The sequence below is a fragment of the Hylemonella sp. GW821-FHT12C09 genome (assembly GCF_058807395.1).
In genome coordinates this window covers 184,223-209,989 of record NZ_JBXAQQ010000007.1, presented here as the reverse complement: position 1 = coordinate 209,989, position 25,767 = coordinate 184,223, and the positions used below count along the sequence as shown (strand labels likewise).

The window sequence follows — 25,767 nt, the reverse complement described above, 5'->3', positions numbered from 1 at the left end:
CCCTCGTTGAAAGCACTTTTCATGGTTTGATTTCCCGGTTTCGTTCGGTCAAGGTGGCGTGTCGCCAGCACTGCCACAGCAGATCGATATGCGAGCTGCGATAGCTGCAGCCCGCAGGCGGAGCTTGCTGGGGTGCGAAGCCTTGTTCGACGAGCCAGGCATGGAACTGCTGGCGCAGCTGGCCTCTATCCATGTTGGCGCTCCAGGTAGTGCTGATGACGGATGGCATTGGCCATGTTGGCCTCGGCCATAGTCTGGCGGTGCAGCTCCAGCACAGGGTCTTTGTAGACGTCCTCTCCCGCGGCAGGCTGGTAGCCGCCGGCCAGGTTCCACACCAGCGGTGCCTGCACGTCGCGCATGACCATGCGGTCCCGGCTTCCCATCTCTTCCGTGCTGAGCAGGCCGCCCAGCGGGTCCTTGATGTGCATGTCTGCGCCGGCCTGGTACAGCACGAGGTCCACGCCCAGACTGTTGAGGTCGTCGATGGCCTCACCCAGCCAGTGGAAGAACTCGATCGGCTGGCCCTCGGGGCAGAAGTATTGCCCGGCCGTGTGGTGCACGACGCGCGCCTTGAGTCCGGGGCGGTGGTCCAGGATGTCCTGGGTGCCGTTGCCGTAGTGGAAGTCGCAGTCCAGGATGCCGACGGTGGCGCCGGGGTGGGCCTGGATGAACTTGGCCGCCGCCACCATGAGCCCGTTGAAGGTGCAGTAACCCTCGCTGAAGGCGTAGCCGGCATGGTGGAAGCCCGAGGTGGGTGAGCACACGGACTGCGCGCAGCTGGGGGCATGCAGCGCGGCCGCCACCATGGAGCCCACCGTCCACAGGCAGGCCTGGGCCACGCGGGGGTCGGTGTTGCCGAAGCCGTTGGGCGTGTCGCCTGCAAACACGGCGTCCACATGGGCCGGGTCGTGCACCAGGCACAGGTCATCTCGCGTGACGGGCTGGAAGCTGCGCTGCGGCAGGGGCCGGTAGTGCTGGAGCATCAGCTCCATGAAGCGCGCCGGCTTGGCCGCCGAGGGCGAGAAGGACTCCACGCCGGTGATGGACTGGCGTGGGTCGTAGAAGATGGGGCTGATCATGGATTTTCCTGTTGGAGATAGTGATTGCGATGTGTGCGGCCCATCAGGCGGCGCGGCGCGCCTCATCGTTGGCAGCAGTCTTGGGTGTCTTTTGTTTGCGCCTGGCGTTCTCGATAACTTGGGTCTGCAACTGCTGCAGGCAGTCCTGCAGCATGGCTTGCACCTCATCGCTCAACAGAGAATTGGCGAAGCCAGAGGCACTTCGCAGGCTGACATGGCCGTTGCTGATATCGAATCCTGCCGTAGCCAGAGGCCGCGAGGCAGCCCTGCTGCGCAGAGACACCATCACCATCTTCCTGCTGGCGCATGCGCTGATAAATTTGGCGGCACAGTGGCGCATGGTCCGGGCTTCCTCCCAGATGGCCAGAGCACTGGTCAGCATGACGGGCTCCACATCGCCCTGCAGGGGCTCCAGGGAGTAAGGCAGGTGCCAGGGCTTCAGGTCCCGGACCCGGAGTTGTTCGCGCCGAGCCTGCTCCTCGACCTGTCTGACCAGCCAGCGTGCGCTGGCGCGGCGCAATACCTCGGGCGGGATATCCACCAGAAAGTCAGATGCCCACAGGAAGATGTCATGGGCCCGATCCACGATCAGGGTCCGGCTCGCTTCATCACTTTTTTCCATGAGGTGGCCGATCCTGGCGCACAGCGGAAACAGATCCGCGAGACGGCGCGCATAGTCCAGCTGGGGGCGGTTGGGGTTGCCGCCGATCTGCAGGCAAGCCCGCACGAGTTCGGCGTTGACCGGTTGCTGGGTGCCAAATGCCTGGGCGACCTTCAGGAGATCAATGGCAACCAGGACCGGGTTGCATTCCTCGTCTGAAAAGTTGTAGAACACGAGCAGGTCTTGCATCCACTCCGTGCCATCCTTGCAAAGACGACGCCAGCACGCGGGGCGAACCCCACGAGAGACCAGGGTGGATTTCATCGTTTGCACCGGCTGCGAGTCACCTTCCAACTCTTCAGCGAGCAGGTGGAACAGGGGCAGCAGCTGACGTGCCTCTGAAATGACCCTGGCGTAGCCAGCACGCTGGCGAACGATCTGGTTGTAGGCCAGCAGCCGAACAGGGTTACTCGAATACGAGAGATGGCGGATCTGCCGCGCCAGATCAAGCAGGTCAGGGTCAAGCCCCAGTTCACGCGCAACCTCCGCCCGGACTCGGGCTTGTGTCCTGGCGCTCCACAGCAGGCGGATCAGCTGCCGCGAGGCCCACTGCACATACTGCCGGCACAACTCGACTTTATTGGAATGCCTGGCCCGCAGGGCAAGGAGGGCCCCCAGGCGGAAACCTGACATCCAGCCGTTCCCGTTGGGGATGTTCTCCACACCCACCACGCCATGCTCAAGCATCTCCAGCTCGGGCAGGCCGCCGCTGCTGAAAATCCATTGATACGGATAGACGACGCCGGACGGCCCCCGCTCCAGAACCAGGACCCCCAGGACCTGCACGCGGCGTCTGTCCTTGCGCACCTCGACCTCCACCGGCTGCGTCAGCACGCTCACCAGCCGCTGCTCCCACGCCCGCAGAAGCTCCGGCACGTGAACAGCCGCCAGTTCAGGTGGCGGTTCCCCGATCAGGGTGGGCCTGTGCCCGGCGCCATTTGCCAGCCTCAGGTCTATGGCCGGGCGCAGGCGAGTGAAGTTTCTTCCGATTTGATACATGCGAGGATCTCCTGTTCAGCGCCAGTACGTCGGATGGGTGGCTTTGTTGCGGGGGCTGCGGAGCATCAACGTGAGCCGCCTCCATCACCTCCTGCTTTGCGGTGCGCCGCGTCCAGCGTCATCTGCGCGATGTCGAACGGTTGGGTGGGCGGCGTAGTGCTCGACCCACTTGCGGGTTTTTGCGTCGATGTCTCGGGCGAGGCGTTCGAGCGCCTGCCTAGGAAGATGACCCCCCGTCCGCCCCCGAACACCGTCTCGCCCGGATGTAGCTTCCTGCTGATTGCCGGCATATCGCGTTCCCTCCTAATACTTGTCCCGACCCTGCGGGTCGTATGCATCGTTCGTTGGCGCGAGACCCCGGCCTTCACCAGGGCCTCGCTGCTGTTTAGACCGCCGCAGAGGTCTTCGTCAAACCAAGCTCCCTGCGGCGCTCGGCGATCGGGTCCTTGCGAGCCCGGTGCTTTGCGCCTTTCGGCGCATGGGCCAGGCAGAAGCCCGGCTGGTTGGCAGCCATCCCTTGTGGCGCCGTGCCGGCGTCCAGCCAGATGAAGCTGCGGTTTGCACTCAGGGTGCCCACCTGCACCCGTCCCTCGGCGACCATGATGCTTCTGGCCTGCTGCCCCCTGGGCAGCTTCAGGGCTGCCGTCTGCTCCTGCAGCTTCTTGCGCTGCTCTTGCTGCTGACGGTGACGAAGCAGGTCCCGCTGCGCTTTCTTCACCAGGTCGACACGCTGTTGGCGGTCCAGCGTGTGGTCATTCATGATCCTTGTCACCTTGCGGGCGATCGCTTGCTCGACCGGATCGGTGGACTGGGATTCGATGAAGGTTTGGGTGTTCGACATATCTATTCCTTTCGTAAGCGTCTGAACACACCGCGACGGCTTCTGAACGGCAACAGCCATTCAGCCGCGCCGGATGGCGGCCTGTGCGAGCGCGTTGCAGATGCAACAGGCACACGCAGGCACACCACCGCTGTCGCGGTGAAGCTAAAAGTCGGCTTTTTTCAGAGGGTCAGCGCTGCATACGCTGATGGAATAGATGCAGTGTCATGAAAGCTCTCCAAGTCAATTCAATGTCATACCGAAAAGGCTTCCGGTCCCCCGGAGAGCCGCCTCTTTAGCCAGCATTTATGAGTCGCCCAGGCAATTTGTCGATCAAATCCGGCGACGGCCATTTCTGGCCAGAAAACAAAAAAGCCCGCTTTATCTGTCTTGAACGTCTTGGGTCTTCAAGGACTCAAGGGGCTCAAAATAGCCAAAGCGGGCTGCACGCTTTAGCTGAATATTTAACGTGCCCGCAAGCTGAAAACTCAAATCGGCACAGTCGCTAATGTAGCGGCCCTGGCCTTTGTAGTCAAGAGAGCGGGTCGGGGGATGTTGTCACATTGACACGCCGCGAGGCGGCGGCGCCCTTGCAGATGCCCCCGCACAATGCGGCACGATCTCTCCTGTAAAGCTTGAGGTCGTACGCTTGCTAAAGTCAGTCTTCACGGACGACATCTATTGCACCTCAGGATTTATCGCGCCAAGCGACAACATTGCCACCTGTTCTATCCCCGCGCCTGGCGGAAAGGTCTACCCCTGATCGTGTAATCTCGCAAGTTAGAAAATAAATAAGGAGGCGCCAGTGGCGACGAATCGACAGCAGCGTCTGCAGACCATCCTTCTGCAGCTACTTCCCACCGATCATTCCGCCGTTGGCAACCAGACCCTCTGGCCCCAATTTCAGGCTGCAGCAAATGCGCAAGGCGAAAAGACCGTCACGGAGGACGACTTCTCCTCCGCCCGCGACGCCCTGGTGGAATCCGGCCAAGCCACCAAAGGCAAAGGCCGAGGCGGATCGACCGCCCGCGCGACCACCCAGACGCCTGAGTTTGAACTCAAGGCGGAGTCCGTCACGCCCGATATGCTGACCAGCGACGCCGCCAAGAAGGCCGCAGCCAAACCCCGCCAGGCCAAGACCAGCGGACCGGCCGCGCCGGGTGAACCCCAGGTGTTGAGCTACCGCCACCCAGACCGCCGCAAGAACAACCCGGAAGTGGGCCTGGTCAACGAAGCAAGCGACCCGGAGCAGCCCAAGACCGCTTGGTCTTACGACCCCCATCTGGACCCCGCCCTTCAATTCGACTCTGCCCGCGCCCAGGCGGAGAAGCTGATCGAAGACGCCCTGGCTGGAGACGACCCGGTTGCCATGCGCCACGCCCTTGAAGAGCTGCGCCGCATGAGCAGCCCTTACCTGCAATGGACCGGCAAAGCTGAGCGCACCACGTTTGCCGTGGACACCGTCAGCCTGCACGTGCATGAGCGCATCGACGCCATGAGCATCCTCTCTGCCGTCAGCAAGCGCCAGGGCAAGAAGGGTGACAAGGCGTCGTCGGCCGGCATCCAGCCCAGCCTGTTCGATGCGCCGTTCGAGAGCGTGCCGCTACGTACTGCGCTGGACTTCTACAAGCATGATCGGGGCTGGGCCAACCGCCTGGTGGCAGGCGACAGCCTGCTGGTCATGAACAGCCTGCTCAAGAAGGAGAGTATGGCCGGGCAAGTGCAGATGATCTACATCGACCCGCCATATGGCATCAAGTACGGAAGTAATTTTCAGCCGTTCACTAACAAGCGTGACGTGAAGGACCGCTCAGACGCCGACCTGACGCAAGAGCCTGAGATGATCAAGGCGTTCCGCGACACATGGGAGCTAGGTGTTCATTCATACCTAACGTACTTGCGAGATCGCCTATTGCTTGCGAAGGAGCTGTTAAGCGAGACAGGGAGCGTAATTGTTCAGATCGGTGATGAGAATCTTCATCGTGTGAGACAACTGCTTGACGACGTATTTGGTGCTGAAAATTTTGCCGCGCAAATCGCGTTTAAAGCTACGGATCCGCTCGGCCAGAAAGGTGTTGCAAAGGTCTACGATTACCTGGTCTGGTATGCACGAGATATCTCTCGTATGAAATTTCGCCAAATTTATCGCGAGCGCGACATCACAGACGACAACGAGTATCGGTTCTTTGACCTATCACCCGGAGAGTCGGAGCCAGAGGACAGAAAATCAAAAGCGTTTCTTGAAGCGGTGTACAGACGCAGAAATGCGACCTCTTCTGGATTTACTGAAAGCTGTACGTTCGATCTTCCATTCCAAGGAGGTTCGTTTCCTCCACCAGGCAAGAAGAGCTGGTCGAGCAATCGCGAAGGCATGACGCGAGTAATCAAGGCAAACCGTTTCTTTCTCCTTGGGAAAGACCCGTACTACAAGCAATTTCATAGAGACTTCCCACTGTCTCAGTTTGAAAACTGCTGGACAGACAAGCCTGCTGCCAGAGGGAAGCAATACGTTGTTGAAACAGCTGACAAGTTTGTTGAACGGTGTATTCTCATGACGACTGACCCAGGCGACTTGGTTCTCGACCCGACATGCGGGAGTGGAACGACCGCCTACGTTGCAGAGAAGTGGGGACGTCGCTGGATCACGTGTGACACTTCACGCGTCGCTGTTACGTTGGCCAAGCAGCGACTGATGACTGCCAGTTATGACTATTTCGAGCTACGTTACCCACACGAAGGCTTGAAAGGTGGCTTCATCTACAAGACGGTTCCGCATGTCACACTCAAGTCCATTGCTCAGAATCCGGGAATCGACGCGATCTACGCGCGCATGCGTCCGACAATCGAGTCAGCACTCGGTGCTTTGAATTCAGCGCTGCATCAAGAAGCCCCGCCGTCGCCGTGGACCGTGACCGAGGGCGTACGGAAAGGTCAGCAGATCGTCCTTGGTAAAAATGGGGTGGATCTGCTGGAGTGGGAGGTGCCATTCGACTTCCCGGAGTCCTGGCCTGCCTCGGCGCGTCAAGCATTTGATGACTTCCACACGGCGCGACAGAAGATGCAGGCCGAGATGGACCGCAGCATTGCGACCAATGCTGACAGCGAGACCCTATACGACAAGCCGGAGATCAGTAAGAACAAGCTGCGCATCACTGGCCCCTTCACCGTGGAGGCGGTGCCGTTCCCGACAGTGCTCTCGCTCGATGAGCAGAACGCCCAGGGTTCCCAGATCGAGGCCGATGCCGCTGTAGCGCGCAGCGGAGCCACCAGCCGCCAGCACACCTGGCGCGACGAGCTACTGAAGACAGGCATCCGTGGCAAAGGCGGGCAGCAGCTCAAATTTTCCGAGCTGGAGGTATTGCCAGGCGCAGTTTGCCTGCACGCCAGCGGCCACTTGGACAGCGGAGAGCGGGTGGTAGTGAGCTTTGGCCCGGAGTATGGCGCGCTGGAGCAGCGCCAAGTGGAACATGCCTTGCGTGAGGCAGGCGAATTGTTCCCTTTGCCCAAGATGATTGTGTTCTGCGCTTTCACCTTCGACCCCGAGGCTGCCAAGGACATTGATGCGATGAAAGGCATCACTGCCCTCAAAGCGCAGATGAACACCGACCTGCTGACAGATGACCTGAAGAAGGCCCGCTCCAGCAACCAAAGCTTTTGGCTCATGGGCCAGCCTGATGTGCACTTGCACCCGACGAAGGATGGCAAGTGGCAGGTCGAGGTCAACGGCTTTGACTACTTCGACATGGTCAAGGGCGAACTTGTGTCAGGAGGCAAGGGCAAGATTGCCGCGTGGTCGCTGGACACGGACTACGATGGCCGCAGCCTGTTCCCGCACCAGTTCTTCTTCCCAATGGCAGGCAAGGACGATGGCTGGATGAAGCTGAAGAAGGACATCCGCGCCGAGCTGGACGAGAGCTTGCTCAAGCACTTCACCGGGACGGTCTCCTTGCCGTTTGAGGCCGGCGAAAACCGCATGGTGGCGGTGAAGATCGTGGACGACCGAGGGATTGAGTCGCTCAAGGTGATGAAGCTGGCCGATTCCGGCACTGCGGCCTGAGGAAGAACGGCATGAGCGCGCCTTCTTCACTCATCATCAATTCGCCGTTTGTCGAGCCGCAGCAGTTTTGGGCTGAAAACACCGACCGAACCCTGCGCATCGAGGCGAAGCGCCGCCCGGCTGGCTACGAGATCATCGACACCCGGGAGAACACCCGTCGCCAGGTGCCTATCCCCTTGGTGGACGACATTCGCCAGCGTGTAGCCGATTGGCGCAGCGCGGGCTGGCCAGGCGCCACCGCCGTGACGATAGAGCTGCTGAATCATTGGTGGGATCTGGAGCGAAACTCTGGCCGGCAGTACCCTTTTTACTTCTGCCAGCTAGAGGCCATTGAGACCCTGATCTGGTACACCGAGGCGCAGCCTGAATATCGGCAAGGCATCCATGTGCAGGGGGACGGCGGGCCGTTTGAGCGCCTCTGCAACAAAATGGCCACGGGTGCGGGCAAGACCACGGTGATGGCCATGGTCATCACCTGGCAGGTGCTGAATGCGTTGACTTATCCAAAGTCGCCTCGCAAATACTCCTCGGCCGTCTTCCTGGTTGCACCAGGCTTGACGGTGAAGGACCGGCTGCGCGTACTGCAACCTGGCGACACTGAAAACTATTACGACAGCTTCCTGCTGTGCCCGTCCGAGAGTCTGCGGCAAAAGCTCAACCAGGCCGACATCCTGATCGAGAACTGGCACACCCTGATGCCACTCAAACAGCAGGACCGGTCGGTCGTGAAAAAGGGGGCCGAGGGTGACGAAGCGTTTACCCGCCGCGTGCTGGGCAAGCTGGCGACCTACAAGGACATCGTCGTTATCAACGACGAAGCCCACCACGCCTACCGCACGCCGGCCGACATCAAGATCAGCAAGGCCGAGGCCGATGCCTTGGGCCTAGACCTGGACGAGGCGACCCGCTGGGTGGAGGGGCTGGACCGCATCCATAAGACTCGCCGCATTTCGCGTTGCTTCGACCTGTCTGCCACGCCGTTTGCACCGACGGGGCGGACCAATACCGAAGCTGGCCTGTTCAGTTGGGTGGTCTCAGACTATGGCCTGAACGACGCCATCGAAGCCGGGCTGGTGAAGACTCCCCGCGTCGTTGTACGAGACGACGCCCTGCCGAATGCCCAGACACTGCGGCCCAAGCTTTATCACATCTACCGTGAGCTGGAGGTGGCGGAGGATCTGAACCGCCGTGGTGCCGAGCCGCACGAGCCGCTGCCCACCCTGGTGCAACAGGCGTACACGCTGCTAGGCGCTGACTGGCGCGCCACAGCCCAGGAATGGAAAGCTGCAGGCCACACCTCGCCGCCCGTGCTGTTGACCGTCTGCAACCGCACCGAGACGGCCGCCCGCGTGGAACACTTTTTTTCCACCGGCAAGGCGCACTGGCCGGAGTTGCACAGCCCTAACCGCACACTGCGCGTGGACTCCAAGGTGCTGGAGAAGGCGGAGATTGGCGAGGCCGCTGCGTCCGACAAAGATTACGACCAACGACTGAAGCAGATCGTCGAGTCGGCGGCTATTCCGCAAGATCGCAAGGAACGGCTCCAGGGGCTTAAAAAGGAAGAGCTTCTGCGAGAGCTGGTCGATACGGTGGGCAAGCGCTGGCAGCCCGGCCAAGACCTGCAAAACGTGATCTCGGTGGCCATGCTCTCCGAAGGCTGGGATGCCAAGAACGTAACCCACATCATGGGTTTGCGCGCCTTCACAAGCCAACTGCTGTGCGAACAGGTGATTGGGCGCGGTCTGCGCCGAGTCTCATATGACATGGACGAAAACGGCCTCTATCTGCCGGAGTTCGTCAACGTCTTCGGAGTACCTCTGTCGATCGCCTTGCAGCCAGGTGAAGGTGGCGCCAGCCCTCCTCCGCCCAAGCCAAGCACCCAGATCGAATCACTCACAGCGCGCAACGTCCACGAAATCAAGTGGCCGAACATCCTGCGCGTGGACCAGGTGGTGCGGCCTCAACTGGTGGTGGAGTGGAGCAAGGTCCAGCCTCTGACGATAGACCCGTCCACGATTGCCCTGCACGCCGACATCGCGCCCGCCCTGGGTGGCGCAGCCGACTGGAGCCAGGTCCGCAGCATTGATCTGGAGAAACTGCCCGAAGAGTTCCGGATGCAGCGCATGGTCTTCAAGGCCGCCCAGCGCGCCTTCGAGCGACTGCAAGAGCAGTTTCATGGGCAACGAGAGTACCTTCTGTTTCAGCTGGTCAAACTGGTTGAGCAGTTCCTGAGTTCCGACAAGATCGTAATTCCGTCGCTCTTCCACCAAGATCCACTGCGCAAACGCATCTTGCTGTCTCTGCACATTGACCAGATCACCCAGCACTTGATGCAATATGTGATCGAGCAAAACACGGCGCGCCTAGAGCCCGTTTTTGATGGCGAACGCCCCATCGGTTCAACCCGGGACATGCGGACCTGGTACACCACCAAGGTGACGGAGCCGACCCAGCGCTGCCAGATCAGTCACATCGTTGTGGACAGCAGCTGGGAAAAGTACACAGCCAATCTCGCGGAAGCGCATCCGAAAGTCGCCGCCTGGGTCAAGAACGACCACTTAGGCTTCAACATCTTCTACCTGTGGAACGGGTCTAAGCGCAAGTACATCCCGGACTTCATCATCCGCTATACCTCCGGCAAGCACCTGGTACTGGAGATCAAGGGAGTTGATTCTCCTCAGGATCAGGCCAAGCGAGCAGCCCTGGATCAATGGGTCAAGGCAGTGAACGCACACGGCGGCTTTGGCACCTGGGCGTGGGATGTTGTGGTGGGTGAAGCTGCGGGGATGCGGGATGCGATCGACCGGCATGCCTGAGCTGGCTGGCCGCGACCTCACTGCTCTGACCAGCCCTGAGCAAAGCAGTATCAACCCGAGTCTGCTGCTGGCTTTCCGGGAGACCGATTTCCCGGTGCATGCCAAGCCCCCTTTCGTCCTGAAAATCGGCGTAGCCAGCACACAACTGACCGAGCTATATCTACAGCACAACTGCACCTGCGCTGCCTTTCTGACCGCCTGCAACCCCTACAGCGAGGACGTGGGCGATGCAGAAAATGCAGCGCTTCAGCGCAAACTCAGTCGCGAACTAACAAGCCGTGGCCTGACCTTCATCCCCGGCATAGGCCAAGACAGCCAGGGCCAGTGGCCGGGCGAGCTCAGCTTCCTGATCCTTGGGCTGGGGTTGGAGACTGCCATAGACCTGGGGAATCAATGCTGCCAGAACGCACTGGTGTGGTGTGGCCCGGATGCCATTCCGCAGCTGATCTTGCTGCGCTGACTGTTAACCCCGCTGGTAAGCAAAGTATCCAGCTTGGTATCCGGGCGATGCATGGTTCGTGCCGCGGCCATGGCGTATCCCGTGGACCATCGGGTTGGCGAACGGGCGGCTGATCGGTCTGCCGGCGGGCGCACGTTGTCCTGGTTTTGTCCTTGTTTTGTCACGCTGTGAGCGTGACATTGACCAGATCTCCCCTCCAGATGTGCCAGGCTTGCTGTTCGGCGTGCGGCACATGCAGCCCCTTCTGCTCCGGCCGAGCTGCGCACTGCATGCTTGGCATTTCTGCGAAGGCTACACAGGATAGCTTTCGTCGGTTCCGTAGGCTGCCGCAACGACGAAGGCTATAGCCTTGTCTCAGTGGATGGCAATTTTGAGCCTTTGCCCGGGCTGGTGAAGATCTCTGCCATGGTGCGTCGCTTCCTTCTCGCAATGGCTGGCAGGCCGACATCCACGCCCAGCGCCACCGAAAATGGCACCGGGTCTGCCTCTATGCAGTCACGGATGACCTGCCATGCTGGACTTTGCGTGCAGGGATCGCGGCTTTTGTTCATGCTGGACAGCACTGCATCTGTGAGGATCCGGCGCTGTGCCGCGGTCAAACGCTCGCCCCCTCGGCTCAAGCCGAAGGCATCGGCGACTTCTGCAAAGAAGGAGGCGCGCATCGCCGACAGGTCCTTTATTCGCTTCAGGGTACTACCGACCAATCGACCGCCCACAAGCGGCAGCACCAGCAGGTGGCAATGCCGCGTGGGCTCATCCCGGTGAATCACGCCGCTCAGCAGGTTCTGCTGCCCGAAGCGCTTCGCCGTCCAATCCAGGCAGGCCATGAAGAAGGCCGATTCATCCACCTCGGATCGGGCGGGCAGGCTGAACAACAGCTCGATCGCCTGCACATGATCGCGACGTAATTTGGTCGCATCCACCCCCGCCTGCAACATCAGCTCCGCAGAGAGCGCGACGACGCCCTGTGCGTCGCTAGGGCCGGCAATGACCACGTTCAGGTGCGCCCGGCTCGGGTCAACGTGCGCACGCCCTCCGCGTTCATTCTGCTCATCGCGCAAGTTGTGGCGGGCCGCCTGGGAAAGGGTGCAGGGCTTGCGCCCGCCCAGCTTGGAAAGGCCCACCGACTTGATGCGAATCAGGCCGGAGGCATCAGCGCCGGCCATAGGGCGGTCCCAGGTATTCGCTGGCGAGCGGCAGACCTCTCCACCCCAATCTGGAGCGTCTTGGAACACGAGGAGGCCCGTCCCTGATCGGCATCTGGATGTGCTCCGCAAGGATCTCCAGCCCCAGCCCCTGGCGTTTGACGATGACGCCTGGGCCGCTCGATGTAGCCGTAACTGCACCAAACCCTTTGCACATCATCCACCCGCTGGTGATCTGGCACCTGAGCCCCGGGCTCCCCCGGGGAGACCGGGGACCCATGCTTGAGGAAAATGGCTTGGCTCGAATCCTCTCAGCCATGCTGCGCCGCCAGCTTGCTCGCGAACCGTACTTGCAACCATTGCCGAACCTCACCCCAGCGCCACACGGTGACCCCCACCGACAGCTTGACCGGGCGAGGAAATGCCCCGGATGCCACCATGCGCCAGAGCTGAGCCTTGCTGACACCAACGACGCCCATGCGCTCGCCACGGTTTGCAAGGAACGACTCACGCACGAAGGCCTCGTCGGGAATCGGGCCGGGGAAATTTTGAGTTGCTGCCATTTTTGTCCTTTCGTAATGGCAAGGCCCACGCGGCGAGGTGCTGCCGGGCGGGCCTGAAATGAAGAAGGCCAGCACGTGGCTGGCCTGGTTGTCTGGGGCTGGGGTTAGGTGCTACATGGCATCACCTCCGCGCGGGCAAAGAAAAACCCGCCGCGATTGCTCGGGGCGGGTTGGGTCGATCGTGCCAGCACCCATGGTGACGGCAGCGGTCCGGAAATGAAAAAGCCACCGAGGTGGTGGCTTTAGAAATTTTGGGCGAGCTCATCCATCGAAATGAGCCGCTTGTTTTAATGTGGGGTCTGTCTGTCCCACTTTGTTGCGTGAGGTGAATGTACCCGGGTTAGAGAATCTCTAACTGCATCTAGGCGAATCATGTCGTCCAGCCGCAGGTCAAATGATCTCGGCGCAGCGAAGGCCAATAGCCGCAACTGCTGATCAGTGTACTAGTCCAAGTTCTTGAAGTCGGATCGCCATGGACTTTGGCGAAACATTGAACAGGCTTGCCAGCGACTTGAATTGCTTGCCGTTGAACGATTGCGTGCGGGCAACAGCCAAAGCAAACTCGATGGAACCCGCAGGCAAGCTCTCCAAGTATTGGTAGTCTCGTAAGGACAAGTTGTAGCAAATCGCCCCGGTGTTCGTCATCGGCTCACGCACAGGGAAGTAAGTCCGGAACGCTCCCACGACCAATTTAGGCGGCGCAAGAAAGCAGGCAGCGAAATGATCTGCTTCTTGCTCTATGAGCGGGCGCCCCGGTCCGCCTGGCTGCGTCAACGACCGATCCCTGAATAAAGTCTCTTCAGGGTGGAGTAGGTAGTGGCCAACCTCGTGAGCAGCTGTGAAGCGCAAGGCCTCGAAACTCTGCTTGGACGACAGCATCACCGCCATGTTGTTGCGATCAAGCATTCCTGCAGTTGCTGTGCTCCCGAAACTTCCTAGATGGCTTTCGGGTAGGTATTTCAATCCGAGCAGACGACAAGCTGCCTCGGGGTCGCACATATACAGCCGGTCCGGAGGCGTGTTGGGCCATAGGCGGTTGGCATTCCGCTCAATTTCCGCGAGCAGCTTGCGCGCTTCAAGTTCGATTTGATCAGTCGACCACATGATGTGCCTCGATCGAGTTGGCTGAAAACACTATATGTAGTGTTTGTGAGCATGTCAATACACCATGGGTAGTGTACTGCCGACTATGGCAAATGAATAATTGCCGTTCAGAGCGGGGCTGCTGGGGTTGGTGAGCCTTAGGCTTCCGTCGAGGAAGATTGAGGACCCGAAAACGCAAAAGCCACCTCTACAGGTGGCTTCCAGTGTTCAAGGCAAGGGGGCGGTGAAGGCGCTTCGTCGGCTAGACACCGTCTCAGCGAATCTCAACAAGTCTACCTGCCAAAGGCGCACGGGTTGGTACATTTTCAAGTCCATCAGGCTGGAACCCGCATGAATACTGATGGTCTGGCGGAGAGGGTGGGATTCGAACCCACGGTAGTGTTGCCACTACGCCTGATTTCGAGTCAGGTACATTCGACCACTCTGCCACCTCTCCGGCTTTGTGGAGCGCGTATTGTAGCAGCGTGCCAGAGGCTGTTTGCGGCGCCGGGCCGCCCAGGCGTTCAGGCCCGGGCGGAGGCGGCACGCAGCAGGCGGTGCGATGGGATCTGGCGCGGCAGTGCTGCCGCTTGACCGAGTCCGCGGCGCTTGCGGATCCACGCCATGGGCGTGGTGCTCAGGAACTTGAAGAAGAGCGCGTTGAGCGTCTGATGGTCCAGGCCGCTCCTGGCCATGAGTTCCTGCCAACCTATGGGCTCATCCAGATGGGCTTCGATCCAGGCGCACAGGTCCTCGAAGGTCTGGCGGTGGTCCGACAGGGGGGTTTGCTTGCGCGTGACGGCGGGACGGACGAAAGACATGGCTACAGCACTCCTCTGAGCTGGGGTAGCCGCAGTCTGCAAGAACCGTACCCGCACAGCTCAGAGGGTCACGGTCGCGGGGCAGGGGTCAGTCCCGGGCGGCCAGCAGCTGTTGTAGCGCAGACTCGAGCTCCTGCGTGGTAACCAATTGTTTCACTGGTATCTCTTGGATTACGGAGGCCAGGGGTTCTGCCAGTTCCTGCAGCCGTTTGACCGTCTGCCCGGCCTCCTTGGGGCTGGCAAAACCGCCACTCTGCAGCAGCAGCCTGCCCTGGGCATCCACGAACTTGAAATAGAACTGGCCATCGCTCTCGCGGTATTGTTTGAAGCTGGGCAGCGCGGCGGCCTTGGCCGCCTTGTCCTTTTTCTCGCCCGCCTGGGCACGCAGGTCGCGCAGGCCGACGGCGTGGCGCAGCCTGGTGGTGAAGGGGGTGGCGATCCTGCGGGCCTTGGTCGCGCCGGCTTGTAGCAGTTCTTCGAGGCGCTCGGGGTGGCGCATCAGGGACTCATAGGCCTCACGCTTGGGCGCAATCTCGTGGTCGATGCGCTCGAACAGGATGGTCTTGGCCTCGGCCCAGGCGATGCCGTCGGCATAGGCCTGCCGCAACTGGTCGGTCTCGGCGGGCGTGGCGAAGGCCTGGTAGATCTGGAACAGGGCCGAGCCTTCGGTGTCCTTGGGCTCGCCAGGCGCGCGCGAATCGGTCTTGATGCCGGCGATCAGCTTCCTGAGCTGCTCGCGCGGGGCGAAGAGCGGGATGGTGTTGTCGTAGCTCTTGCTCATCTTGCGTCCGTCCAGACCGGGCAGCGTGGCCACGCTTTCCTCGATCTGCGCCTCGGGCAAGACGAAGTGCTCACCGTAGAGATGGTTGAAGCTGGCGGCGATGTCGCGCGCCATCTCGATGTGCTGGATCTGGTCACGCCCCACGGGCACGCGGTGCGCGTTGAACATCAGGATGTCGGCCGCCATCAGCACCGGGTACATGAAGAGGCCGGCGGTCACGTCGGCATCCTCGTCCGCGCCAGCGGCCTTGTTCTTGTCCACCGAGGCCTTGTAGGCGTGGGCGCGGTTGAGCAGGCCCTTGCCGCAGACGCAGGTCAGGAACCAGGTGAGCTCGGGGATCTCGGGCACGTCGGACTGGCGGTAGAACGTCACGCGCTCGGGGTCCAGGCCGCAGGCGATCCAGCTGGCGGCAATCTCCAGCGTGGAACGCTGGATGCGTGCGGGATCATCCACCTTGATGAGCGCGTGGTAGTCCGCCAGGAAGTAGAAGCTCTCCACCCCGGCGGCGCGGCTGGCGGTGATGGCCGGGCGGATGGCGCCGACGTAGTTGCCCAGATGGGGCGTGCCCGAGGTGGTGATGCCGGTCAGGACGCGGACAGTGCTCATTGGATAACCTTCGTGCTGCGCACTGCGGTGCGAGCTTGCTTGGGACGGCCCGGCGCGGTGCTCATGGCGTGGTGTCAGTGCAGGAGGAGGGACAGGGGCGTGAGCAGGATATCCAGCAGGCCGTAGGTCAGGCCCATGACGGGCTGCATCCACAGCGTGCTGACGATGCCGGTCAGCACCAGGGCCATCACGATGAAAAAGCCCCAGGGCTCGATGCGCGAGACCATGGCCGCCTGCTTCCAGGGCAGCAGGCCGACCAGGATGCGTCCGCCGTCCAGCGGCGGCAGCGGGAAGAGGTTGAAGGCGAACATCACCACGTTGACCAGCACGCCGGCGCGGCCCATCTCCAGGAAGAAACGCTCCTGTACGCCGACGGCCACCAGCAGGTACATCAGCGCGCCCCACAGCAGGGCCTGCAGCAGATTGGCGCCCGGGCCGGCCAGGGCCACCCAGACCATGTCGCGTTTGGGGTGGCGCAGCAGGTCGAAGCGCACCGGCACCGGCTTGGCGTAGCCGAACAGGAAGGCGCCGCTGGTGGCGAAGTACAGCAGCAGCGGCATCAGGATGGTGCCCACCGGGTCGATGTGCTTGATGGGGTTGAGCGTGATGCGACCCATCATGGCGGCCGTGTTGTCGCCGAAATGGCGCGCGGCATAACCGTGGGCGGCCTCGTGCACGGTGATGGCGAACAGCACCGGCAGGGCGTAGATGAGAACGGTTTGAATCAGGTTGGCGGGTTCCACGGGGGTCATTGTCTCAGAGTGCAGGGCGCTGGCGAGGCCGGCGCGGCTAGAGGCCGAGCTCGGCCGGGTCGCCGCGGCCGCGGCGCAGCACCTCGGGCTCGTCGCCGCTGAGGTCGATCACCGTGGTGGGCTCGTGCGGACAGGCACCGGCGTCGATGACGGCGGCCAGCTGGTGCTCGTAGCGCTCGCGGATCTCGTGGGCGTCGTTGAGCGGGTCGGTCTCGCCGGCCGGGATCAGGGTGGTGGCCAGCAGGGGGCCGCCGCTGTGCTGGGCCAGCAGTTCGTGCAGCACCCGGTGCTCGGGTACGCGCAGGCCGATGGTCTTGCGGGAAGGGTGGCTCACCCGGCGCGGTACCTCCTTGGTGGCCTCCAGGATGAAGGTCCAGGGGCCCGGGGTGGCGGCCTTGAGCAGGCGGTACTGGCGGTTGTCCACGCGGGCGTAGCTGGACAGTTCGGCCAGGTCGCGGCAGAGCAGGGTCAGGTGGTGTTTGTCGTCCACGCCGCGGATGCTGCGCATCTTGTCGGCGGCGGCCTTGTCGTCCAGGTGGCAGACCAGGGCGTAGCTGGAATCGGTGGGCACGGCCACCACGCCGCCTTTTTCCAGCAGGGCGGCGGCCTGCTTGAGCAGACGAATCTGCGGGTTCTCGGGGTGGACTTCGAAGTACTGGGCCATGGGTCTGTCTGCCGGTTCACACTTCCATCGGTTCGAGCTTGATGCGGCTTTCCCGCAGGGCCAGCCAGGCGCTGGCGGCGCCGCAGCCGGCGATCAGGATCATGCCCAGCAGGGACCAGCCGTCGGCCATGTGGCCGAAGACGAGCCAGCCCGCGAACATGGCAAAGGCAATCTGCACGTACATCAGCGGCATCAGCGTGGCGGCCGGCGCACGCCGGTAGGCCAGGATGAGCACGAAGTGCCCGATGGTGCCCATGAGGCCCATGAGGCAAAGCGCGGTCCATTCGGGCAGGGTCTGCGGCGTGACCCAGATGAAGGGCAGGGCCAGCGAGGCCAGGATGGCACCGACCCAGCCGGTGTAGAAATGCATGGTCACGCCGTCTTCGGTCCTCACCATCTTGCCGGTCAGGATCTGGAAGGTCGAGTGGGTGGCCACCTGGGCCAGCGGCAGCAGCACGTGCCAACCGAACAGGTCGCCACCGGGCCGGATGATCACGAGTGTGCCCGCGAAGCCGCCCGCCACGAGGACCCAGCGTGTGCGCGAGACATGTTCGCCCAGCAGGGTGGCCGCCAGCAGCGTGACCACCAGCGGCGCGATCATGGCGATGGCCGTGAATTCGCCCACGGGCATGTAGGCCACGCTCAGGAAGGTCAGCAGGCTGGTGGTTGCGAGCAGGGCCCCGCGCAGGACATGCAGGCCCAGGTGCCGCGTATGGAAGATGGCACGCCCACGCTGCGGCAGCATGACGGCCGTGGTCAGCACGGCCTGGAAGATGTAGCGGAACCACAGGCCGAGCAGCACGGGAAGGGTGAGCGAGACGACCTTGGCCGAGGTGTCCAGCGTGGCAAAGCAGGCCAGGGCGGCAAGCGCGAACAGCATGCCGCTCAGGGTGTGGGGATGTCTCATTGCCGGATGCGATCTGCCAGCAGCTCCCACACCGGGGTGAGCTGGCCGGGCAGGAAGGGCAGGGCGCCGAGGTCGGTGTGTGATTCGTCGGGGCTGTGGAAATCGCTGCCGCGCGAGGCGGCCAGGCCGAATTCGCGTGCCATGTCGGCGTATTTGACGTACTCGGCAGCGCTGTGGCTGCCGGTCACCACTTCGACCGCGCGCCCGCCGTGTGTCTTGAATTCGGAGAACAGGGCGTATTCCTCGGTGGGGGTGAAGCCGTAGCGCGCCGGATGGGCGATCACGGCCAAACCGCCGGCATCCCCGATCCAGGTGACCGCGTCGCGCAGCGTGGCCCAGCGGTGCGGCACGAAGCCGGGCTTGCCTTCGGTCAGGTACTTGCGGAAGACTTCGTTGGTCTCGCGACAGATGCCGGCCTCGACCAGATAGCGCGCGAAATGCGTGCGCGAGATCAGCTCGGGGTTGCCGGCGTATTTCAGCGCCCCTTCGTAGGCGCCTTGTATGCCCACCGCTGCCAGGCTGGCCGACATTTCGCGGGCACGCTCGCCGCGCCCGCCGCGTGTCTGGCGCAGGCCCTGCTGCATGCGCGGGTCTTCGGCGTCGAAACCCAGGCCGACGATGTGGACCGTGTGCCCGGCGAAGGTGATGGAGATCTCGGTGCCTGTCAGGTAGGGCAGGCCGTGGGAGCGGGCGGCCGCCATGGCGCGCTGCTGGCCGCCGACCTCGTCGTGGTCGGTCAGGGCCCAGAGTTCGACCCCGTTGGCGTGTGCCCGCGACGCCAGTTCCTCGGGCGTGAGGGTACCGTCGGAGACGACAGAATGGCAATGCAGGTCGGCGTTGAGGATGGAGCTCACTCAGGCATTTTAGGTGCTGGGCCGTTTCCCCGCTGGCCGCGGCGGTGCTGGCACAATGGACACATGCGGTTTCCCACCGATCCTCGATGCGTCTTCTCAATCGGCATCCGGGATGCCGCCCAGCTTTCCAACTGATGTCGTTCACATGCTTTCGCTCGATCTGCGCTCCCTGATCATCATGAGCGGCATCATGGGCCTGCTGCTGGGCGGCATGATGTTCTTCCTGCGCCTGAGCTATCCACGCAGCATCCGCGGGCTCGGCCTGTGGGCTGCCGCACACGCCTGGATCTTCCTGTCCGCCATCCTGTTTGCCGGGCGCGGTTTTCTGCCGGATTTCCTCACCATCGTGGTGGCCAACCTGGTCCTGCTGACCGGCATGGTCTGCTATCACGCGGGTGTCGAGCAGTTCTTCGGGCGGCGCCCGGCCTGGACGCGCTGGATCGCCGCCCTGGTGCTGCTCGCACCTCTGCTGTACTGGTATGCCCTGGTCGAGCCGAGCTACAACGCCCGCCTGGTCCTGGTCTGCCTGGTCTGGGCCAGCATCTTCCTGCACATGTCCTGGGCGATCTGGCACCAGGGCCCCGAGAATTTTTCCACGCGCTTCACGGCCGTGGTGCTGCTGATCCATGCCACGGTGCTGCTGCTGCGCTTTTTCTCGGCCTGGATGCCGCTGGCCGAAGAGGGCCTGCTCACGCCCACGCGGGTGCAGAGCCTCTACGTGGGGTCCAACGCCATCATGCTGCTGGCCCTGGGCATGGGCCTCATCCTCATGGCGGGCGATCGGCTGCGCGCGGAGTTCGAGCACATGGCCTCGCACGACGCGCTGACCAATGTGCTGACACGGCGTGTTTTTCTCGAGGCCTGCGAGCAGGAGCTGGCGCGGTGCCGCCGTCATGGGCGCAGCATGGCCCTGCTGCTGCTGGACGTGGATCACTTCAAGGCCATCAACGACACCCACGGCCACCAGACGGGTGACCGTGTGCTGGTGGACCTCGTGGAGCGCATCGCCTCCCTGCTGCGCCGGCCCGACCAGCTGGCGCGCTTTGGCGGCGAGGAATTCGTGCTGCTGCTGCCGGAGACCAGCCAGGAGGAGGCCGTCACCGTGGCCGAGCGCATCCTGGCCCATGTGGCCGAACCGCGCGATGGCCTGCCACCCATCACGGTGAGCATCGGCGTTGCCACCAATCGGCCCGACGAGGACCAGATCGATACCCTGCTGGCGCGCGCCGACAAGGCGCTCTACAAGGCCAAGGACGAAGGGCGCAACTGCATCGCCCTGGCCTGAGGCCCCCGGTTCAGATCTGGGCGCCTTCGACCAGGAACCGCACGCGCCGCAGGCCCTGCCATTCGTCGGCATCGAGCCGGAAGGCCAGCAGCACGCGCGCAGGCAACGGCTCGGTGTGGCCGAACCAGATGCCGTCCACGGGCTGGCCCTGGTGCTTGAGTTTCAGCGCCAGGTGTTTCTCACCCACCAGGCGTTGCGAAATCACTTCCACCTCTTCGCTGAAGGTCGGCGGCGCAAAACCCTGGCCCCAGACCTCGCGCTGCAGCGTGTCCACCATGTCGGCGCGGCGGTACTCCACGGGCAGGGCACCGTCGGTCTCCAGGCGGCGCGTCAGCGTGGCGGCGTCCAGCCACTCCTGAGCCACCTGGGCCAGGCCCTGTTCGAAGGTGTCGAAGTGCTCCTCGGCAATCGTGCAACCCGCCGCCATGGCGTGGCCGCCGAAACGCAGCAGCACGCCGGGGTAGCGCTTGGCCACCAGGTCCAGCGCGTCGCGCAGATGAAAACCGGGGATGGAGCGGCCCGAGCCCTTGAGCTCGTGTTCCTTGCCCGGGGCCTGGCTGGCCGCGAAGACGAAACTCGGACGGTGCAGCTTGTCCTTGAGGCGTGAGGCCACGATGCCCACCACGCCCTCGTGGAAATCCGGGTCGAACACGCACAGCGCCGGCGGCGGTTCCTCGGTCTCGTCGAACATGGACTCGACGATGGCCATGGCCTGCTCGCGCATCTCGCCCTCGATCTCGCGGCGTTCGCGGTTGATGCCGTCCAGCGTGCGCGCCAGTTCGGCGCCGCGTACCGCATCGTCGGTCAACAGCAGCTCGATGCCCAGCGTCATGTCGGCCAGGCGCCCGGCTGCGTTGATGCGCGGGCCGAGGGCAAAGCCGAAGTCGAAGGTGGTGGCCACGGCGGCCTTGCGCCCGGCCACCTCGAACAGCGCGGCCAGGCCCGGCGGCAGCGCGCCGGCGCGCACGCGTCGCAGGCCCTGCGCCACCAGGCGGCGGTTGTTGGGGTCCAGCTTCACGACGTCGGCCACCGTGCCCAGGGCCACGAGCGGCAGCAGGGCATCGAGCTTCGGTTGGCTTTCGGCCGTGAACACGCCTCGCTGGCGCAGTTCGGCGCGCAAGGCCAGCAGCACGTAGAACATCACGCCCACTCCGGCGATGGACTTGCTCTCGAAGGTGCAGCCTGGCTGGTTGGGGTTCACGATGACCTCGGCCTCGGGGAGGATGACGGCCCCCACGCTCGGCACTGACGTGTCCTCGCTGCCCCCCGAGGGGGCGCTCGCCGTCTTGGGGCGGCCCGGCGACGGCGCGGTCGCGGGCAGGTGGTGGTCCGTCACCAGCACCTGCAGGCCCAGCTCGTTGGCGGTGCGCACGCCCTCCACGCTGGCAATGCCGTTGTCCACGGTGATCAGTACATCGGCGCCACTGTCCTTCACGCGCCGCGCAATCGGCGGCGTCAGGCCGTAGCCGTCCACCACACGGTCGGGCACCAGATAGCTCACGTGTTGCGCGCCCAGCATGCGCAGGCCGCGGATGCCCACCGCGCAGGCGGTGGCGCCATCGCAGTCGTAGTCGGCCACGATGCAGAGCTTCCTGTTCTGGCCTATGGCGTTGGCCAGCAGCGCGGCCGCCTCGGCAGCGCCCTTCATCGTCGCGGGGGGCAGCAGGCGCGCGAGCGCGTCGTCCAGCTCGTCCTTGCCGGTCACGCCGCGCGCGGCGTACAGGCGCGCCAGCAGCGGGTGCACGCCGGCCTGTTCCAGCGCCCAGGCGGCGCGCGGCGGGATGTCGCGGGTAACGATGTTCATGGGAGCACGAGTATGTCAGAGGGCTGCTGCGGTCTGAAACGCTGCAGCAGGCGGGTCCAGGCGCTGCGTGGCGCGGGCGTGTAGCGGCGCGCCTGCAGTTCGCTGCAGAGCGTGAGCGTGACATCCTGGCCCGCGTCCAGCGCAGCGGCCAGCGGCGCGAACTGGGCGTCCTGCCCCTGCCAGGCGTGGGCCCAGGCGGCCCAGTCGCCGCGCACGGCGGGCTGCACCAGCGCATCCAGCACGGTCAGCTTGTGCGCAGGGGCGGGCGCCGCAGCCAGGGCACCGCAGCCGCTGAGCCAGAAGGAGTTGACGGCCAGGGCCCGGCGTTCGGCGCGCGCATCGGTCACGGCGTGGGTGTAGAGCAGCATCTGCATCTCGTTCTGCAGGCGGCGCAGCAGGGGCGAAGCGGGCAGCCAGGCCGCCACGTTGCGGCCGATCACCCGTTCCACCGTTGCGCCACCCAGGCCCCGCAACGGCTCGCCGCTGACCAGCCAGCGCAAGGGCTGTTCATAGTGCAAGGTGAGGCCGTCCTCGGCAAAAAAAGGCGCCATGGCCGCCAGCAGCGCGCGCGCCTCGTCCTCGCGCAGGTCCAGCTCCTGCGGGTCGCGCAGGCTCACGCGGGCCTGGCCCACTTCCCAATGCACGGGGGTCAGGTAGCCCCAGGTCTCGCGGCCCGCGCCGGGCAGTTGCAGCTCGTGCGCGCGCAGCGCGGCCCAGGCCGGCGCCTGGGGGTCCAGGCCACGCGCAGCGGCCAGCAGTTGTTCGTGGGCGCTGAGCGGGCTGTGTTCCGGCAGCTGCAGCAGGGTCTGCGGCGTCATTCGCTGCAACAGTCTCTGCAGCTGCGGGAGCTGCAGCGCGCGCAAGGGCGCGCGTGCGGCCTCATCTTCACTCAGGGCATGGGGGATCAGGAGGTGCATGGGGTGTATTTTCGGCTTCTTTCGCTTGCATGCCTTTTTGCCTGGCGGCGCTTTTGTAACCCCCACTCATCCCCCCGCCCTTCTCTACCCCCGCCGGGGTAGAGAAGGGAGCCTGGATTCGACTGCTTCGCGCCGGTGACGCTTCTAAGGCACGAACCGGCGCTACCACCTCTTTCAGCCGAGACTCTCATGGAGCCGGTCGTAGTCAACGGCTCCGCGGCAGCAGGCCACGAGCGACGGTCGTTCCGACCCGCCGCATCCGAGTCAGAAGCCATCTTTCTCGCCGCTGGCGCGTCGCCGCCAGCCTGGGGAGTGCAAGCCCAGGGCCGTTGACTACGACCGGCTCCCGGAAATGCTGGCCCTCAAGCTCAGTTCGCGACCTCCCGCGCCATAGAAGCGTCGCCGGCGCGAAGCAAGCAAATGAGGCACCCCCTTCCCGCCCCGGCGGGGGTGGGAAGGGGGCTGGGGGGATAGGGGGGGAAGAAAAGGAAGCATCCCGGAGAGGCCGCAACAAGAAACCCAGATAATCCACAACAAGCAAAATGCAAATCCCTTACGAACTCCTCCTCGGCTGGCGCTACACCCGCGCCGGCCGCGCCACCCGGCGTAACGGCTTCATCTCCTTCATCTCGGGCGTGTCCATGCTGGGCATTGCGCTGGGCGTGGCCGCGCTCATCATCGTGCTCAGCGTGATGAACGGCTTCCAGAAGGAAGTGCGCGACCGCATGCTGGGCGTGGTCTCGCACATCGAGATCTTCTCGCCTTATGGTCAGGCCCTGCCCGACGTGGCGAAGACCCTGGCCGAGGTCAAGACCAACCCGCAGGTCATCGGCGCCGCGCCCTTCATCGGCACCCAGGCCCTGCTGGCGCGCGGCGAGGACATGAAAGGCGCCATCGTGCGCGGCATCGACCCGGCGCTCGAAGGTGAGGTGACCGACCTGGCCGCCGGCCTGAAAAACGGCGCACTGGCGCGGCTCATTCCGGGTGAATTCGGCATCGTGCTGGGGCGCGACCTGGCGCGCCAGCTCGGCGTGCAGCTAGGTGACAAGGTCACCCTGGTGGCACCCAGCGGCCAGGTGACCCCGGCAGGCGTGGTGCCGCGCATGAAGCAGATGACGGTGGTGGGCACCTTTGATTCCGGCCACTATGAATACGACGCGGGCCTGGTCATGCTGCACGTGGAAGACGCCGCGCGCATCTTCCGCCTGGAAGGGCCCACGGGCATACGCCTCAAGCTCAAGGACCTGCACCAGGCGCGTGAGGTGGGCGCGCAGCTGGCCGGCACGCTCAGCGGTGAGCTGCTGATCCGCGACTGGACGCGCCAGAACCGCAACTGGTTCGCCGCCGTGCAACTCGAAAAACGCATGATGTTCATCATCCTCACGCTCATCGTGGCCGTGGCCGCCTTCAACCTGGTGAGCACGCTGGTGATGACGGTGACCGACAAGCGCGCCGACATCGCCATCCTGCGCACCCTGGGCGCCAGCCCGGGCAGCATCATGGGCGTCTTCGTGGTGCAGGGCGCCGCGGTGGGTGTGATCGGCACGCTGTCCGGCCTGCTGCTGGGCCTGGGCGTGGCCTTCAACATCGACGTCATCGTGCCCGCGCTGGAAAGCCTGCTGCAGGCCAGCTTCCTGCCCAAGGACATCTACCTCATCAGCCGCATGCCCAGCGAACCTCTGGCCGGCGACATCGTGCCTATTGGTGTGATCTCGCTGGTGCTGGCTTTCGTCGCCACCATCTATCCGAGCTGGCGCGCCAGCCGTGTGAACCCGGCGGAGGCGCTGCGTTATGAATAAATTGGCTCACCCCCAGGCTGCGCGCACTGCGTGTCGCTACGCCAGACGTGCCAGCGCCAGAGGCGCAGGCTCTTCGGTCTGTCCAAGCCTGCACAGGCAGGCTTGGAGCCGCAGCCCTCAGCCCCTTGCAGGGGGCAACACCAGCGGCCCGGCAAAGCCGGTTCCGCGGTGTTCCCCGGTTTCTGTGATTTGGAGTGCGGTATGAGTGGTGTATCTGCCCGCGTTGTCCTGCATGCCACGGGCCTGGACAAGCGCTACACCGAAGGCCGGCTGGACGTGCACGTGCTGCGCGGCGTGGACTTGCAGGTGCACGCCGGTGAGATCCTGGCCGTGGTGGGTGCCTCGGGCTCGGGCAAGAGCACCTTGCTGCATCTGCTGGGCGGGCTCGATGCGCCCACGAGTGGCCGGGTGCAACTCATGGGCCGGGATTTCTCCACGCTCACGCCGGCCGTGCAGGGCCAGCTGCGCAACCAGCATCTGGGTTTTGTCTACCAGTTCCACCACCTGCTGCCCGAGTTCAGCGCGCTGGACAACGTGGCCATGCCGCTGTGGATACGTCGGATGGACCGCGCCCAGGCCGCACAGGTGGCGGCCCGCATGCTGGAAGCCGTGGGCCTGAAAGAGCGCCTGCATCACCGACCGGCCGAACTCTCGGGTGGTGAACGCCAGCGCGTGGCCATCGCGCGTGCCCTGGTTACGCAGCCGGCCTGCGTGCTGGCCGACGAACCCACGGGCAACCTGGACCGTGGCACCGCCGAGGGTGTGTTCGAACTCATGCTCAAGCTGGCGCGCGAGCAGGGCACGGCCTTCATCGTCGTCACACACGACGAGACGCTGGCGGCGCGGTGCCAGCGGACACTGCGGCTGGATCAGGGGCGGCTGGTCTAGGGTCGG

Annotated in this window: 20 protein-coding genes, 1 tRNA gene and 1 riboswitch; of the genes, 6 read left to right on the top strand and 15 right to left on the bottom strand. The window is 63.8% G+C overall.

Annotation, left to right across the window (positions count from 1 at the left end):
- Window positions 1-185: 185 nt before the first annotated feature.
- From AC1RRP_RS13405 to AC1RRP_RS13395, 3 genes are all read right to left on the bottom strand, one after another.
- On the bottom strand, window positions 186-1,079 hold the full coding sequence (locus tag AC1RRP_RS13405) for an arginase family protein (RefSeq protein WP_493036908.1): 894 nt from the start codon (window positions 1,077-1,079) through the stop codon (window positions 186-188).
- Window positions 1,080-1,122: 43 nt separating this feature from the next.
- Window positions 1,123-2,739, bottom strand: a complete 1,617-nt coding sequence (locus tag AC1RRP_RS13400) for a hypothetical protein (RefSeq protein ID WP_493036906.1) — start codon at window positions 2,737-2,739, stop codon at window positions 1,123-1,125.
- A gap of 385 nt (window positions 2,740-3,124) precedes the next feature.
- Window positions 3,125-3,580: a hypothetical protein gene (locus AC1RRP_RS13395; RefSeq protein WP_493036904.1), complete on the bottom strand. Its 456-nt coding sequence runs from the start codon at window positions 3,578-3,580 to the stop codon at window positions 3,125-3,127.
- Window positions 3,581-3,990: 410 nt separating this feature from the next.
- Window positions 3,991-4,069, bottom strand: a riboswitch (SAM riboswitch).
- A 295-nt stretch (window positions 4,070-4,364) separates the two neighbouring features.
- Between AC1RRP_RS13395 and AC1RRP_RS13390 the strand changes: the two genes are divergently transcribed.
- From AC1RRP_RS13390 to AC1RRP_RS13380, 3 genes are read left to right on the top strand one after another with little or no spacing between them, the layout of a single operon-like run.
- On the top strand, window positions 4,365-7,616 hold the full coding sequence (locus AC1RRP_RS13390; protein WP_493036902.1) for a site-specific DNA-methyltransferase: 3,252 nt from the start codon (window positions 4,365-4,367) through the stop codon (window positions 7,614-7,616).
- An 11-nt stretch (window positions 7,617-7,627) separates the two neighbouring features.
- Complete coding sequence (locus AC1RRP_RS13385; protein ID WP_493036900.1) at window positions 7,628-10,432, top strand: BPTD_3080 family restriction endonuclease; 2,805 nt, start codon at window positions 7,628-7,630, stop codon at window positions 10,430-10,432.
- Window positions 10,410-10,892: a DUF3293 domain-containing protein gene (locus AC1RRP_RS13380; protein WP_493036898.1), complete on the top strand. Its 483-nt coding sequence runs from the start codon at window positions 10,410-10,412 to the stop codon at window positions 10,890-10,892. The genes AC1RRP_RS13385 and AC1RRP_RS13380 overlap by 23 nt, the downstream gene beginning before the upstream one ends.
- A 341-nt stretch (window positions 10,893-11,233) precedes the next feature.
- Here the strand turns inward: AC1RRP_RS13380 and AC1RRP_RS13375 are convergent, their stop codons facing one another.
- From AC1RRP_RS13375 to AC1RRP_RS13330, 10 genes are all read right to left on the bottom strand, one after another.
- Window positions 11,234-12,058 carry a plasmid recombination protein gene (locus tag AC1RRP_RS13375; protein ID WP_493036896.1) on the bottom strand — a complete coding sequence of 275 codons (825 nt, stop codon included), beginning with the start codon at window positions 12,056-12,058 and terminating at the stop codon, window positions 11,234-11,236.
- Between the two features lie 290 nt (window positions 12,059-12,348).
- Entirely contained in the window at window positions 12,349-12,675 is a 327-nt protein-coding gene (locus AC1RRP_RS13370) for a helix-turn-helix transcriptional regulator (RefSeq protein ID WP_493036894.1), read from the bottom strand.
- A gap of 360 nt (window positions 12,676-13,035) precedes the next feature.
- Window positions 13,036-13,704 (bottom strand): ImmA/IrrE family metallo-endopeptidase, encoded by a 669-nt coding sequence (locus tag AC1RRP_RS13365; RefSeq protein WP_493036892.1) that lies wholly within the window; start codon window positions 13,702-13,704, stop codon window positions 13,036-13,038.
- 346 nt (window positions 13,705-14,050) lie between these two features.
- A tRNA-Ser gene (locus AC1RRP_RS13360) sits at window positions 14,051-14,140 on the bottom strand.
- Window positions 14,141-14,207: 67 nt separating this feature from the next.
- Window positions 14,208-14,504, bottom strand: a complete 297-nt coding sequence (locus AC1RRP_RS13355) for a hypothetical protein (protein WP_493036890.1) — start codon at window positions 14,502-14,504, stop codon at window positions 14,208-14,210.
- Window positions 14,505-14,592: 88 nt separating this feature from the next.
- On the bottom strand, window positions 14,593-15,891 hold the full coding sequence (locus tag AC1RRP_RS13350; RefSeq protein ID WP_493036888.1) for a tryptophan--tRNA ligase: 1,299 nt from the start codon (window positions 15,889-15,891) through the stop codon (window positions 14,593-14,595).
- Window positions 15,892-15,965: 74 nt separating this feature from the next.
- The gene (locus AC1RRP_RS13345) at window positions 15,966-16,634 is read right to left on the bottom strand and encodes a site-2 protease family protein (protein WP_493036886.1); all 669 of its coding nucleotides are present in this window, start codon (window positions 16,632-16,634) and stop codon (window positions 15,966-15,968) included.
- A 46-nt stretch (window positions 16,635-16,680) separates the two neighbouring features.
- Window positions 16,681-17,307, bottom strand: a complete 627-nt coding sequence (locus tag AC1RRP_RS13340; protein ID WP_493036884.1) for an L-threonylcarbamoyladenylate synthase — start codon at window positions 17,305-17,307, stop codon at window positions 16,681-16,683.
- Between the two features lie 16 nt (window positions 17,308-17,323).
- Window positions 17,324-18,214 carry a DMT family transporter gene (locus AC1RRP_RS13335; protein ID WP_493036882.1) on the bottom strand — a complete coding sequence of 297 codons (891 nt, stop codon included), beginning with the start codon at window positions 18,212-18,214 and terminating at the stop codon, window positions 17,324-17,326.
- Window positions 18,211-19,068 carry a 3',5'-nucleoside bisphosphate phosphatase gene (locus AC1RRP_RS13330; RefSeq protein WP_493036880.1) on the bottom strand — a complete coding sequence of 286 codons (858 nt, stop codon included), beginning with the start codon at window positions 19,066-19,068 and terminating at the stop codon, window positions 18,211-18,213. The genes AC1RRP_RS13335 and AC1RRP_RS13330 overlap by 4 nt, the downstream gene beginning before the upstream one ends.
- Window positions 19,069-19,213: 145 nt before the next feature.
- Here AC1RRP_RS13330 and AC1RRP_RS13325 point away from each other — a divergent pair, with 145 nt between their 5' ends.
- Complete coding sequence (locus tag AC1RRP_RS13325) at window positions 19,214-20,353, top strand: GGDEF domain-containing protein (protein WP_493036878.1); 1,140 nt, start codon at window positions 19,214-19,216, stop codon at window positions 20,351-20,353.
- A gap of 10 nt (window positions 20,354-20,363) precedes the next feature.
- Here AC1RRP_RS13325 and AC1RRP_RS13320 read toward each other — a convergent pair whose 3' ends face one another.
- Complete coding sequence (locus AC1RRP_RS13320) at window positions 20,364-22,157, bottom strand: single-stranded-DNA-specific exonuclease RecJ (RefSeq protein WP_493036876.1); 1,794 nt, start codon at window positions 22,155-22,157, stop codon at window positions 20,364-20,366.
- Window positions 22,154-23,074 (bottom strand): phosphoglycerate mutase, encoded by a 921-nt coding sequence (locus AC1RRP_RS13315; RefSeq protein WP_493036874.1) that lies wholly within the window; start codon window positions 23,072-23,074, stop codon window positions 22,154-22,156. The genes AC1RRP_RS13320 and AC1RRP_RS13315 overlap by 4 nt, the downstream gene beginning before the upstream one ends.
- Before the next feature lie 542 nt (window positions 23,075-23,616).
- On the opposite strand from AC1RRP_RS13315, the gene AC1RRP_RS13310 reads away from it, so the two are divergent.
- Together AC1RRP_RS13310 and lolD are read left to right on the top strand one after the other, a co-directional pair.
- The gene (locus AC1RRP_RS13310) at window positions 23,617-24,873 is read left to right on the top strand and encodes a lipoprotein-releasing ABC transporter permease subunit (protein ID WP_493036872.1); all 1,257 of its coding nucleotides are present in this window, start codon (window positions 23,617-23,619) and stop codon (window positions 24,871-24,873) included.
- A gap of 201 nt (window positions 24,874-25,074) precedes the next feature.
- Window positions 25,075-25,761 (top strand): lipoprotein-releasing ABC transporter ATP-binding protein LolD, encoded by a 687-nt coding sequence (gene lolD, locus AC1RRP_RS13305; protein WP_493036870.1) that lies wholly within the window; start codon window positions 25,075-25,077, stop codon window positions 25,759-25,761.
- The last annotated feature ends 6 nt before the right edge of the window (window positions 25,762-25,767 follow it).

Coding starts and splice junctions, on each gene's coding strand:
- AC1RRP_RS13405 (WP_493036908.1), bottom strand. CDS start 1,079: ATGATCAGCCCCATCTTCTACGACCCACGCCAGTCCATCACCGGCGTG.
- AC1RRP_RS13400 (WP_493036906.1), bottom strand. CDS start 2,739: ATGTATCAAATCGGAAGAAACTTCACTCGCCTGCGCCCGGCCATAGAC.
- AC1RRP_RS13395 (WP_493036904.1), bottom strand. CDS start 3,580: ATGTCGAACACCCAAACCTTCATCGAATCCCAGTCCACCGATCCGGTC.
- AC1RRP_RS13385 (WP_493036900.1), top strand. CDS start 7,628: ATGAGCGCGCCTTCTTCACTCATCATCAATTCGCCGTTTGTCGAGCCG.
- AC1RRP_RS13380 (WP_493036898.1), top strand. CDS start 10,410: ATGCGATCGACCGGCATGCCTGAGCTGGCTGGCCGCGACCTCACTGCT.
- AC1RRP_RS13375 (WP_493036896.1), bottom strand. CDS start 12,058: ATGGCCGGCGCTGATGCCTCCGGCCTGATTCGCATCAAGTCGGTGGGC.
- AC1RRP_RS13365 (WP_493036892.1), bottom strand. CDS start 13,704: ATGTGGTCGACTGATCAAATCGAACTTGAAGCGCGCAAGCTGCTCGCG.
- AC1RRP_RS13355 (WP_493036890.1), bottom strand. CDS start 14,504: ATGTCTTTCGTCCGTCCCGCCGTCACGCGCAAGCAAACCCCCCTGTCG.
- AC1RRP_RS13350 (WP_493036888.1), bottom strand. CDS start 15,891: ATGAGCACTGTCCGCGTCCTGACCGGCATCACCACCTCGGGCACGCCC.
- AC1RRP_RS13340 (WP_493036884.1), bottom strand. CDS start 17,307: ATGGCCCAGTACTTCGAAGTCCACCCCGAGAACCCGCAGATTCGTCTG.
- AC1RRP_RS13335 (WP_493036882.1), bottom strand. CDS start 18,214: ATGAGACATCCCCACACCCTGAGCGGCATGCTGTTCGCGCTTGCCGCC.
- AC1RRP_RS13325 (WP_493036878.1), top strand. CDS start 19,214: ATGCTTTCGCTCGATCTGCGCTCCCTGATCATCATGAGCGGCATCATG.
- AC1RRP_RS13320 (WP_493036876.1), bottom strand. CDS start 22,157: ATGAACATCGTTACCCGCGACATCCCGCCGCGCGCCGCCTGGGCGCTG.
- AC1RRP_RS13315 (WP_493036874.1), bottom strand. CDS start 23,074: ATGCACCTCCTGATCCCCCATGCCCTGAGTGAAGATGAGGCCGCACGC.
- AC1RRP_RS13310 (WP_493036872.1), top strand. CDS start 23,617: ATGCAAATCCCTTACGAACTCCTCCTCGGCTGGCGCTACACCCGCGCC.
- lolD (WP_493036870.1), top strand. CDS start 25,075: ATGAGTGGTGTATCTGCCCGCGTTGTCCTGCATGCCACGGGCCTGGAC.